9 protein-coding genes, 1 tRNA gene and 1 pseudogene are annotated in these 11,918 nt (G+C 49.3%); 4 read left to right on the top strand and 7 right to left on the bottom strand.

Annotated features, from left to right (window positions below):
* Nucleotide 1 precedes the first annotated feature (1 nt).
* From AC6I8T_RS17945 to AC6I8T_RS17930, 4 genes are all read right to left on the bottom strand, one after another.
* Entirely contained in the window at nucleotides 2-1,738 is a 1,737-nt protein-coding gene (locus AC6I8T_RS17945; RefSeq protein ID WP_497834199.1) for a restriction endonuclease subunit S, read from the bottom strand.
* Nucleotides 1,738-3,207, bottom strand: coding sequence for an N-6 DNA methylase (locus AC6I8T_RS17940; RefSeq protein WP_208723578.1), 1,470 nt, complete (start codon nucleotides 3,205-3,207; stop codon nucleotides 1,738-1,740). The genes AC6I8T_RS17945 and AC6I8T_RS17940 overlap by 1 nt, the downstream gene beginning before the upstream one ends.
* 73 nt (nucleotides 3,208-3,280) lie before the next feature.
* Complete coding sequence (gene hsdR / locus AC6I8T_RS17935; protein ID WP_497834198.1) at nucleotides 3,281-5,710, bottom strand: EcoAI/FtnUII family type I restriction enzme subunit R; 2,430 nt, start codon at nucleotides 5,708-5,710, stop codon at nucleotides 3,281-3,283.
* 477 nt (nucleotides 5,711-6,187) lie between these two features.
* A complete protein-coding gene (locus tag AC6I8T_RS17930; RefSeq protein ID WP_208723580.1) occupies nucleotides 6,188-6,679 on the bottom strand; it encodes a hypothetical protein in 492 nt (163 codons plus the stop codon).
* 301 nt (nucleotides 6,680-6,980) lie between these two features.
* On the opposite strand from AC6I8T_RS17930, the pseudogene AC6I8T_RS17925 reads away from it, so the two are divergent.
* Nucleotides 6,981-7,106 (top strand): annotated as a pseudogene (locus AC6I8T_RS17925) (hypothetical protein); the annotation flags it as partial.
* 56 nt (nucleotides 7,107-7,162) lie between these two features.
* Nucleotides 7,163-7,456, top strand: a complete 294-nt coding sequence (locus tag AC6I8T_RS17920; RefSeq protein WP_208723581.1) for a hypothetical protein — start codon at nucleotides 7,163-7,165, stop codon at nucleotides 7,454-7,456.
* Between the two features lie 55 nt (nucleotides 7,457-7,511).
* On the opposite strand, the gene AC6I8T_RS17915 is transcribed toward AC6I8T_RS17920, so the two are convergent.
* Together AC6I8T_RS17915 and AC6I8T_RS17910 are read right to left on the bottom strand one after the other, a co-directional pair.
* Nucleotides 7,512-7,587 (bottom strand) — tRNA-Ile (locus tag AC6I8T_RS17915).
* Nucleotides 7,588-7,782: 195 nt separating this feature from the next.
* Nucleotides 7,783-8,574, bottom strand: a complete 792-nt coding sequence (locus tag AC6I8T_RS17910) for an SDR family NAD(P)-dependent oxidoreductase (RefSeq protein ID WP_208723582.1) — start codon at nucleotides 8,572-8,574, stop codon at nucleotides 7,783-7,785.
* A gap of 136 nt (nucleotides 8,575-8,710) precedes the next feature.
* Here AC6I8T_RS17910 and AC6I8T_RS17905 point away from each other — a divergent pair, with 136 nt between their 5' ends.
* Together AC6I8T_RS17905 and mug are read left to right on the top strand one after the other, a co-directional pair.
* A complete protein-coding gene (locus AC6I8T_RS17905; RefSeq protein ID WP_497834197.1) occupies nucleotides 8,711-9,298 on the top strand; it encodes a TetR/AcrR family transcriptional regulator in 588 nt (195 codons plus the stop codon).
* A complete protein-coding gene (gene mug / locus AC6I8T_RS17900; protein WP_021183470.1) occupies nucleotides 9,295-9,807 on the top strand; it encodes a G/U mismatch-specific DNA glycosylase in 513 nt (170 codons plus the stop codon). Before AC6I8T_RS17905 ends, mug begins: the two co-directional genes overlap by 4 nt.
* A 47-nt stretch (nucleotides 9,808-9,854) precedes the next feature.
* Here mug and rpoD read toward each other — a convergent pair whose 3' ends face one another.
* Nucleotides 9,855-11,699, bottom strand: coding sequence for an RNA polymerase sigma factor RpoD (gene rpoD, locus AC6I8T_RS17895; protein WP_013510546.1), 1,845 nt, complete (start codon nucleotides 11,697-11,699; stop codon nucleotides 9,855-9,857).
* Nucleotides 11,700-11,918: the final 219 nt, after the last annotated feature.

Here is an 11,918-nt window from a genome sequence, read left to right as displayed (position 1 = left end):
CTTAGTTTAATGCTGCGTCAGTGAGTGCATCCGCCAGGTGAAGCTGGGTTTGCTGGGCGGATTGCAGGCGGGATTTTAGAGTGTCACACAAAGTGAATAGTTCTTTGACAGTTTTAACGATTAAATTTTGTTCTTTTAGAGGTGGGACAACAACAGGAATTTCTTTCAGCTTGGAGGCTTTAATACCCATAGCTGTCATGCCAGTTGCATTTGCAATAAGCTGATTTCGGAAAGGAGTAGACATAAACTGTAAAAGCATGAATGGAGATATTTGCTCTATATGCCACTGAAAGCAAATCGCTCTCTGTGCCAATGCGAATTTGCCCTCAAAATCTATAATTGCAGAATTTCCTAAAGGAGCCTCGGTCGTAAAAAGCAAATCGCCTTTTTTAGGAAAGCCTCGGCTCATCCAATCTAAATAGTCATTTTCAGAGATAAATTCTTCGGGTTGAAAATCAATGTAACCATTTCTAATGTTTTTTGCTGTAATAAGGCGGATACCAGTGTTTAGTTTGTTCGGCGTTTTTCCTCGATAATCTATGAATCTTGCAATGTTTCCGAGCCTGACCCATCCCCAACTTTCAGGAATATGAAGATAAACATCATTAGAATTTATTACATAGCTTGCGGAAGTTTTTAAGCTTGAGCTGGCAACTAATCGACTTTTTTCCTGCTCAATACGTTCAAGCAGCTCGAATACCGGTTCATCGTTCGGGTCTTGAGGCACCAGTTTACCCGTTACTGCCAGTTGCAGAATGGTTTGTTTAAGTGCGTCGATGCTGGCTTCAGTGGTGAACAGCGTGTTGAAATGCTGGCTGATTCGCGCCCAGTTTTCGGCTAAATCTTTGGCATTTTTACTGTCGGTGAGTGTTGCCAGTAGAGTTTCTATAAGCTGAGAATGTGCATCCATACTGGTCAGGGATTGTTGTTCCAATTGATCGCAGAGGGACATGAGTTCATTAACTTTGCAGATAATTCGGTTTTGTTCAGCTTTAGGCGGAAGTGCAAACACTGTGGCAATAAGTTTTTCTCTTGAGATATTCGGCTGAGCTCCACCAGCGCCCATGCCTATAAAAATCCTCTTGTAAGCTTTTAAAAGAGTTAATAAATAGGTGTTCGAAATTCCACCATACGGAGTACAAGCACATACTGCCTGATTAGTGGTGCCACGAACATTTAAGATCGATGTCTTACCAATTGTGGCTCCATACATCGCAATTAATACATCGCCGACATTATTATCTCGGAGTGAACACTCTTGCAATGCTAGTTCTGTAACTTTCTCCTCTGAGTTCGAAATAAAATCTGAGGTAAGTTCGCCTGATTTAAACCACGGAATATTGCCATTGTAATATTCAGGGTTAGAGCGATTTGGCGTGGAGCCCGCCCCCCAATTACCTATGTCATTTAAATAACACCACTCCCAACCATCAGGCAATTCAAAGGGTGTTTTGGCGTTTGTAATTTCCTCAAGCGATTTAGATTTCCTAATCACTTTACTTTTAACTAATTCGTCTCTTTCTTTTGCAATCTGCTTTAGTAATTCAGACGCAGGTTCATCACTCGGATCCTGCGGCACCAGTTTGCCGCGCACTGCCAGTTCCAGAATCAGCTCACGCAGCTTTTTAATGCCGTACAGGTCAATTTTACCGTTGCTACCGCGTCCCGCCGTCGAACGCGTCTGTAAGGCAGAAGTCCAGGTATCGATATGTTGGGTGATCAGTTGTTCAACAGACATCAGTTGGCCTCCTTGCCCGCAAGCGCGGCACCGAGGATATCGCGCAGCTGGTTGCGCAGCTGGCTAATCTCGGTTTGCTGCTGTTGGTACTGAGCAAGCAGTTCGTCCGGGTCGTGACTAACGACTTCACCCTGATACGGGTTTTTGATATCTAGGTTAAAATTGCGGGCAATAATCTCATCGATGCCAACTTTCCACGCCTGATTGGTTTCAACTCGGCTGGCAAAACCGTCGGCTTCGTTACCCCACCAGTCGATTTCCGTCTGGAACTCTTCAAACTTCATCGGTTTGGTTTTGCTGTAGTTTTTCACACCTTCTGGATACGGGTGTTCATAGAACCAGATATCTTTGGTCGGCTGGCCTTTAGTGAAGAACAGGATATTGGTTTTAATGCCGGTATACGGGTTAAACACACCGTTGGGTAAACGCACTATGGTGTGCAGATTACACTCTTCGGTCAGCAGTTTTTTGATTTTGGTTTTCACGCCTTCACCAAAAAGCGTACCGTCAGGCAGGACCACCGCCGCGCGGCCTTTATTTGCCAGCACTTCGATAATCAGTTGCAGGAACAGATCAGCGGTTTCACGCGTTTGCATTTCCGCTGGAAAGTTTTTCTCAATGCCGTCTTCTTCGGTGCCACCAAACGGCGGGTTGGTAACAATGACGTCAATCTGCTCATCCCAGGATGACAGCGGTTTGTTCAGCGTATTGCCATGACGGATTTGTACCGGCACCTCAATGCCGTGCAGCAACATATTGGTGGTGCACAACAGGTGCGGCAGTTGTTTCTTCTCAACGCCGAAAATCTGCTGTTGCAGCGTCTGATGATCCGCGGTGTTTTTAACGTAGTTATCTTTTACGTGGTCAAAAGCGCAGGCCAGGAAGCCGCCGGTGCCGCAGGCGGGGTCCATAATCGACTCACCCAGTTTCGGGTCAATGCGGTTCACCATAAAACGGGTGACGGCACGCGGGGTATAAAACTCACCGGCGTTACCGGCGCTTTGCAGATCACGCAGAATCTGTTCATAGATGTCGCCAAACAGATGACGTTCGGTGCTACTGCTAAAGTCGATTTCATTCAGCTTGTTAATCACCTGGCGCAGCAGAGTGCCGTTTTTCATGTAGTTGTAGGCATCGCTAAACGCCTGTTTCACCACATAGCCACGCGGGTTTTTATCCACCGGGGCAGTGAGATCTTTAAGGGTTGGGAACAGGTCATCATTGATAAACTCCAGCAGGCTGTCGCCGGTGATCCCTTCGCTGTTGGCGGCCCAGGTGCGCCAGAGGTAGCGCTTCGGGATAGGCAACTGGTAGTTATCCTGCTCCAGTTCTAACTCTTCTTCCTGGGTATCAAAGATTTTCAGAAATAGCAGCCAGGACAGTTGGCCCAGGCGTTGGGCATCGCCGTCAACCCCCGCGTCTTTGCGCATGATGTCCTGAAGGGATTTGATAACGGAGCTGATAGACATAGTGGATTATCCATTTTAAAAAAGGATGCCACCGCGAGTGTAGACTCATCGGTGGCATTAAATTGTTAAGCGGTCAGGCGGAGCGCGGCGGCAACTGGTAGATTTCGTTTTCCAGTTCGTTCACGGCATTTTCATAAGCTTGTTTGTCGCCAAAGCTGCTTTTGATGATCTCAAGTGGACGCCCAAGGGTATCGAAGGGTTTCAGTTTAAGTACCTGAATATCCTCAATCTCTTTGACGCCTTCATCGGCATACTTATCGAGCAGGGCGCTGAGTACCCGTTGTGCTGGCTCTGCGTATTTGGTGAAGTAGTTGCGTTTACGCACGTTCGCTGCCCGCTCCTGGCGAGTCAACGCTGGCTGGCCGTAAACCACATGGCAGAGTAAATCGAATGGGTCGAGATCTTTGCCCACTTCTTCAGCCAAAACTTCCCAGAGAATCCCCTGTTGCTCAAGCTCCTCGATGATTGCCTGCTTGCGCGCGCTGCCTTGCCACTTTGAGGTGAACTCATCGAGTGAGGCGTAGGATTTTATCAGGGTTTTGCGGGTGTAGTCCTGGAAAGATTCGGTGACCAGCTTTCCGTCGGCATCGTAATACTGCACGCGCTTAGCCAGCACCTTAACCGAAACGCCGCTGACGTGGAATTTGCGGATTTTATGCTCATCGTCTTCGACAAATACGGTTGGTTCGTCGTCTGGTGTTACGCCGTATTCTGCCGCTTCTTCTTCCAGCGCCGTTACGGCATTGCCTGCTTCTTCTGGAGGTGTTTCATCTGCCAGTTCCTCGTCGAAATCTGATTCAGGGTCAGTGATCTCTTCTGAAGTGGTGCGGATGACCTTTTCAGGGACGCCATCAAAACGTTCATCGGCAAATAATTCAGTGGCTTTTTTAAAGTCGAGGATAGTGAACCACAATTTGCCATACTTCTCGTCAATACGCGTGCCACGGCCAATAATCTGCTTGAACTTGGTCATCGACTGAATATTTTGATCCAGTACCACCAGCTTACAGGTCTTGGCATCAACCCCCGTACTCATCAGCTCAGACGTGGTTGCAATCACCGGATAGGCTTTTTTGGGATTAATAAAGTTATCCAGCTGAGCTTTACCCTCATCATCATCGCCGGTGATTTTCATCACATACTTTTCATTCCTGGCGACTTGTTCGGGATTCAGATTAACCAGGGCGCGGCGCATTCGGTCGGCGTGATCGATGTCGTTACAGAAAACAATGGTTTTATCCATTGGGTTGGTGCGCTTCAGATAGTCAGTAATGGTTTGCGCCACCAGCAGGGTGCGCTCGTCAATCACCATTGTGCGGTCGAAATCTTTTTGATTGTAGATCCGGTCTTCAATCTGCTCGCCGTTTTTATCAATCTGCCCCTTGGTTGGCCGCCAGCCCTGTAGGTCGACATCAATATCCACGCGCACCACTTTGTAGGGAGCAAGAAAGCCATCCTCGATGCCTTCTTTAAGCGAATAGGTATATACCGCGTCGCCAAAATAGTCGGTGCTGGAGACATCATCCGTCTCCTTAGGGGTCGCAGTGAGGCCCACCTGCGTGGCGTTGCCAAAATATTCGAGAATTTCACGCCATGAACTGTCTTCAGAAGCACTGCCGCGATGGCACTCATCGATGACAATCAGGTCGAAGAAATCGGGAGCAACCTGTTTATAGGCTTTCTGTGACTCTTCTGGTCCGGTGATGGCCTGGTATAGCGCAAGGTGGATTTCAAAAGCCGGATCAATGGTGCGTCCCGTCACTTTGGTCATTGCGCTACCGAAGGGTTGAAAGTCGTTATTCTTGCTCTGGTCTACGAGAATATTGCGGTCAGCAAGAAAGAGAATACGTTTCTTGTTTTTTGCCTTCCACAACCGCCAGATGATCTGAAACGCGGTGTAGGTTTTTCCTGTCCCTGTCGCCATTACCAGCAATACACGTTTCGCGCCAGCAGACACGGCTTCAATGGTTTTATTTACGGCCTGGAGCTGATAATAACGGGGGGCTTTACCGCTGCCATCATCGAAGTAATCCTGAGTAATGACCGGGAGCTGCTCTGAGGTATAACCTTTCCAGATACAGAATTTGTGCCACAGCTCAGCAGGTGTTGGGAAATCATGTAAGGCGATCTCCGACTCGAGCTGTGATGGATTGGTTTTATCGTGAAAGATAAAACCGTCACCGTTGGAAGCAAAAATAAATGGAACGTCAAGCAGTGAGGCATAGCCTAACCCCTGCTGCATGCCTTTGCCGACTTCATGCTTATTAGCCTTGGCTTCAATGACCGCTAACGGTAACCCTGGCTTATGGTAAAGCACAATATCTGCTGATTTGACCGCGAGACGGGCCGCCAGTTTCCCACGCACCACGACCTTGCCATCGCGCAGTTTTACTTCCTGGCGGATCTGGGCCATGACATCCCAGCCCGCATCTTTGATAGCCGGAAGGATAAATTTGGTGATGATATCGGTTTCAGTCAGTTGAGCTTTGTTCACGCCAGCCATAGCATTTCCGGTCAGATAAAAATGAAGGAAGATGGACCGATTTTTGCACAAATAAAGTGCTTCGTTAATGCCTTTTGCTAACTTTTGAATTTCACCGCCACATAGACATATGCAGCAATCATCACCAGGATGAATATTCCGATGCTTTTGATGGCGTATTTTTCCCAGTATGTAACGGCGATCATCGAGAAAATGATAACCAGAATAACGGGGATTGCCCCGGAGAAATACCAGGTAAGGTCTTTAAATATTCTCTTGAACAGTCTGTTTATCATTGCATTAACCTGTATAGCCCTTGTGCCAGTTCTGTTGCAGTTTTTCCAAGGGTACTGAAGTGATTGTTTCTGGAGATAATAGGCTCGATTAGAAAATACATCATCTCAAGGTTCTGACTGTAGAGGACATAATAATAGGCGAGCTGAAAGCGTTGTAATTCTTCAGCCTTTTTAGCCGCTTCGGTCACATAACTGTAGCCAGTTAATGCCCAAAGAGCATAATTTGCCCATTTGCGATTTTGTTACGTGCAAAATGTGAAGTCAGTGAGAATGAATGTGCAATTGACTGTGCTACAGCAAAAGTAAGTGCTCGACTCGTCAGCACACCGCTGGCAGTATGTGCGCCCATTTTTGATAATGCGCGAGCGATATTTGTGACTTTATCTTCTGATTCGTTCTTTAGATAAGTTTCCACATACAGTTTGATAAGAATAAAGATGATATCTCTTCTTTTTACCAGTTCAATCAGACCCTTAACAAACCTGACATCCTCATTACCCAGCCTGGAGCAAACATCCTGATAATTATCCGTCAGACATGATGTATACCAGGTTGCTCGGGTGAAGGCATCTGAAAGCTGCTGTCCTTTTTCCAGCATCTCATCTTTGACACCTTTAAGCGCGCGGTCCAGTCTGAGCGCCAGCTCTTTGTCTGCTTCCATCCAGTTAACAATGTAGTGATTATCGTAAGCCATCCCTGTTACCTTGCCGGTCAATGTCAGTCGATGCTGCGCTCAACCTTAGTGCTGAAGTGAGTTTTTCCGATACTACACCATGAAAACCCAGCAAAAAACCGCCTTCACGCTTTTTGAGGGCGCTGATTTCATGCGTTAAAGTTATCCAGTTAATGTGACGGCCTTCACACGACGTCCAGTGCGTGCCTTGATGTAGAGGAGGCGCGACCATAACGAAACCCCTAAACCGGAGATTCGTTTTATGGCTCGGGATTACCACCACGACGTGCGTGTTGAGGAAATCAACTAAGGCACCCGAACGATTATCAGCGTCAGCACGGTGAATGTGGGACTGGTTTGCACCGGCGATGATGCCGACACGTTGGCCGTGGCCACCGAACTGCTGAGCGTGGTGCGAGCCTGCGCGCTTTTTCCTGCCAGCCGGCCTACGGCAGAAGCCGTTGAAGATGCCATCTATTGCCAGCAACTAAGTGATTGTGCTCAATGGGTAAACTAAGATTTAACGAAAAACTTCTTAGCAATCTAAGAGCATTCTATGACGAAATTTCTGACGCAGATTCCAGGCATTCAGAGGCAATGTCAGGAGAAGAATCTAATCATTACACAATAGCTAGTTATGCGCAGGAATTGTGGGAAATAGCAGAAAAGTATCTCGATAAACTGAGAGCCATTGCTGAAAAAGACATTGGTCCAACTCGGCGCTGGGCATGGACATGGGGCTGGAACCGAAAGATGAAAAAATTGGGGGGACAAAAAGGGGGCACTCAGAGAGCATAACCAACAAGTCAACTGATGATATGCGTTTTAACTTAATGATTTTCATCACTAAATTTGGTGGCCCCTGCTGGGTTTGAACCAGCGACCAAGCGATTATGAGTCGCCTGCTCTAACCACTGAGCTAAGGGGCCAGCGGAGCGGGGATTATAAAGTATCTCGCCAGGGTGATCCAGCCATTGATAGCTGGTTGCTCAAAATTAGCGCAGTATCTGACTCCTTGATATCCATAAGAAAATTCGTAGATCCCTTATCCGTTGTGACAACAATCCCCTTAATCCGTAGACGAATCTGAGACAGGGCAGGAATGCCCTGTCTGCTTGTTACCTTTATGCCTGCTGATAACGTGATGCCGGTTTGTTCAGCGACAAATAAGGTTGCAACGCTATCCGGGCGTTATCGAATTCCTGCCATAGCCCAGTGTTTTCCAGCGACGGGATGGTGACCGACTCACCAGCATCCAGTCCACTCAGCGCGGCACTCACCAGATCTTCCACTTCCATCAGCATTTCTGCCGGGAATGTCGTAATTGGGGTGCCTGAACGATCAAAAATTTCGGTACGCGTTGCACCGGGCAGGACAGCCTGGACGTGGACTCCGCTATCAGCCAGCTCACGCTGCATGGCGCGCGTTAGTGTCAAAACAAAGGATTTCGTCGCGTCGTATGCGCCGTTAAAGCGCTCATGGATCAACGCCAGCACGGAAGCAATATTAATGATGGTGCCATGGCCGCGCGCACGAAAAGCCTGGGCTGCGACATGAGCTAATTGGGTTGGTGCGACAATATTCAACGCCAGCATGGTTTGAATACGTTCGATATCCGCATCAATAAATTCACCCTCTACGCTCATTCCTGCGTTATTCAGCAGCAAAGTGATTTGGTGGTTGTCACGAATTTCTTGTTCAATGCGCTGCAAATCCTGCGTTTTGGTGAGGTCTGCCGGGACTACGGAGACTTCCACGCCTGCTGATTCTCGCAAGCTCTGCGCCAGCGCGTTAAGGCGGGCAGCATCGCGTGCCACCAGAATCAGGTTGTAACCGCGAGCGGCCAGTTGTTTTGCGTAGGTTGCGCCAATACCGCTGGATGCGCCGGTGATCAAAGCCAGTTGAGATGATGACATGGTCGATTCCTCTAAATGATGGTTATCATATTTGACGTGATAAATATGACGGTCATAATATTTTTCGTCAAGCTGGAACATGATGGTCGTAATAATTACTATGATTGTCGTAACTGATGATCAGGAGGGGCAGAAGATGGAAAAACTGAGCCACAAAGCGCGTACGCGTCAACGCATTCTGGATGAGGCGGCCAAAGTGATGCGTGAGTGTGGTACTGAGAGCATTGGCGTGGCGTCGTTAATGAAGCGTGTCGGTTTGACGCACGGTGGTTTCTATGCCCATTTCGCGTCGCGTGAAGCATTGGTTGAGGCGGTGATTGAACAAATGTTTGCTGACTCTGCGCAACGTATTGCCGCGATTGTGCAGGTCGAGGACCCGGCTCAGCGCCTGGCATTGCTAATTGATAATTATCTCTCTGATATCCATCGTGCGATGCCGGGTGAAGGTTGCCCACTGCCCGCGCTTGCCAGTGAAATGGCGCATTTGCCAATCGAGGCGCGTACGTTGTTTTCCCGACGGCGTGAAGCGGTTCGCCAGCGTCTGGCGGAACCTTTGCAGCAGTTGGGTAATGCTCAGGCCGACACCCTTGCTGCCAGCATACTGGCCGAGATGGTGGGAGCGATGGCGCTGGCGCGCGCCTGTCCGGATGAAGCCGACGCGAACGATATTTTGGCTGCCAGCCGTCAGTCAGTGAAGCAACGCGCCGGGTTGGTGTTGGCATGAGTGAACACAACATTCGCGACATCATCGCTCCGCATTTGCAGGTGTTGTTTTGCGGCATCAATCCAGGCCAATCCTCAGCGCACACCGGTTTCCATTTTGCACATCCGGGTAATCGCTTCTGGAAGGTGATTCATCTGGCAGGATTTACCCATGAGCAACTCAAGCCGGAACAGGAGCAACGTTTACTGGAAACGGGTTGTGGCATCACCATGTTGGTGGAGCGTCCTACCGTACAGGCCACAGAACTGGCGGGTGATGAGCTGCGCGATGGCGGCAGTCGATTGCAGGAAAAGGTGCTGCGTTACCAGCCGCGTGCATTGGCGGTGCTGGGCAAAGATGCCTTCCAGCGCGCATTTCGCCAGCGTAAGGTGGAGTGGGGCGAGCAGCCGCAAATGCTCGGTGCTACCCGGTTGTGGGTGCTGCCCAACCCGAGCGGCCTGAATCGCGCTTCGCTGGAGGAGATGGCTGCCGCCTATCGCCAGCTATATGAAGGATTACAGTTGTTCTGAGACAATAAAAAACCCCGGCAAGCCGGGGTTTTTTGTTTTGGACCAAATCAGTCGTCAAGGAAGCTACGCAGTACTTCGGAACGGCTCGGGTGACGCAGTTTACGCAGCGCCTTGGCTTCAATCTGACGAATACGCTCACGCGTTACGTCGAACTGTTTGCCTACCTCTTCCAGCGTGTGGTCGGTATTCATATCGATACCAAAACGCATACGCAGCACTTTCGCTTCACGCGCAGTCAGACCCGCCAGCACGTCGTGGGTTGCGGAACGCAGGCTCTCAGAAGTAGCAGAGTCCAGCGGCAGCTCCAGCGTGGTGTCTTCGATAAAATCGCCCAGATGCGAATCTTCATCATCACCAATCGGCGTCTCCATAGAGATCGGCTCTTTAGCGATTTTCAGCACTTTGCGAATTTTATCTTCCGGCATCAGCATACGCTCAGCCAGTTCTTCCGGCGTTGGCTCGCGGCCCATCTCCTGCAACATCTGGCGCGAAATACGGTTGAGTTTGTTGATGGTCTCAATCATATGCACTGGAATACGGATGGTACGTGCCTGGTCGGCGATAGAACGGGTGATGGCCTGACGGATCCACCAGGTGGCGTAAGTTGAGAACTTATAACCACGACGGTATTCAAACTTATCAACCGCTTTCATCAGGCCGATGTTACCTTCCTGAATCAGGTCGAGGAACTGCAAACCACGGTTGGTGTATTTCTTGGCGATTGAAATCACCAGACGCAGGTTAGCTTCCACCATCTCTTTCTTCGCACGACGCGCTTTGGCTTCGCCGATAGACATACGACGGTTGATGTCTTTGACCTGCTCAATGGTCAGGCCGGTTTCTTCTTCAATTTGCAGCAGTTTTTGCAGGCAACGCATAACGTCATCCTGCACTTCCAGCAGTTTTTCAGACCACGGCTTGTTCATTGCCAGCGCGGCTTTGAACCAGCTTTCACTGGTTTCGTTGCCGGTGAACAGCGTGATAAAGTTTTTCTTCGGCATTTTGCACAGTTCAACACACAGCTTCATGATGATGCGTTCCTGAGTACGCACACGCTCCATCATTTCACGCATGTTGTTCACCAGGTAATCGAACTGCTTCGGTACCAGGCGGAACTGTTTGAACACTTCAGAAAGATTCTGAATTTCGGCAACTGCGTCGGCATGGCTGCGGCCCTTGGCTTTGATCACCGTGCGGGTCGTTTCATACTGTGTACGCAGCTCAACGAATTTTTCGCGCGCCAGTTCTGGATCGATAGAGTTATCGTCGTCAGAACTGTCGTCATCGCTCTCTTCGTCGTCTTCATCGTCGTCGTCGCGGTCTTCTTCAGACAGCTCAGAACCGACATGAGTCGCAGTTGGTGCCAGATCTTCTTCTGCATTCGGATCGACAAAGCCGGTGATCAGGTCGGACAGACGTGATTCGCCCGCTTCAACACGATCGTACTGATCGAGCAGATAGGTGATCGCTTCCGGATATTCTGCAACGGAGCACTGAACCTGGTTGATGCCGTCTTCGATGCGTTTAGCGATGTCGATTTCGCCTTCACGCGTCAGCAGTTCAACAGTACCCATTTCACGCATGTACATGCGCACCGGGTCGGTGGTACGGCCAATTTCAGATTCAACGCTGGATAACACCTGAGCGGCGGCTTCCGCGGCATCTTCGTCGGTATCGGCACTGTTTTCATTCAGCATCAGATCATCGGCATCAGGGGCTTCTTCCACCACCTGAATACCCATATCGTTAATCATCTGGATGATGTCTTCGATCTGATCGGAGTCGACGATATCTTCCGGCAGATGGTCATTGACCTCAGCATAGGTCAGATAGCCCTGCTCCTTACCACGGGTGACAAGTAGCTTAAGCTGTGACTGCGGGTTTTGCTCCATAAGACGGTATCCACACTTCTGTTAATTAGATTGGTGTCGGTCGGCAGCGAGCCAACAATAACAGTGAAGGCGTTGTGTTTTTGCCGCTGCCTTCGTCGCGGCCAGGGCTTTTGCCCTTCTATAATCGGCACTTAAGCCGCTTGGATTCTTTTTTCGGGCCTGGCTTTTCGCCAGGTTCCGCTAATGCTTATCGCCCCGGTTCCTTGCCATTTTAACGGT

This window comes from Pantoea sp. X-Soil-OKNW-556 (assembly GCF_059730695.1).
Note: the sequence above shows the minus strand (reverse complement) of the source record. Positions and strands in the feature narration are given on the sequence as shown.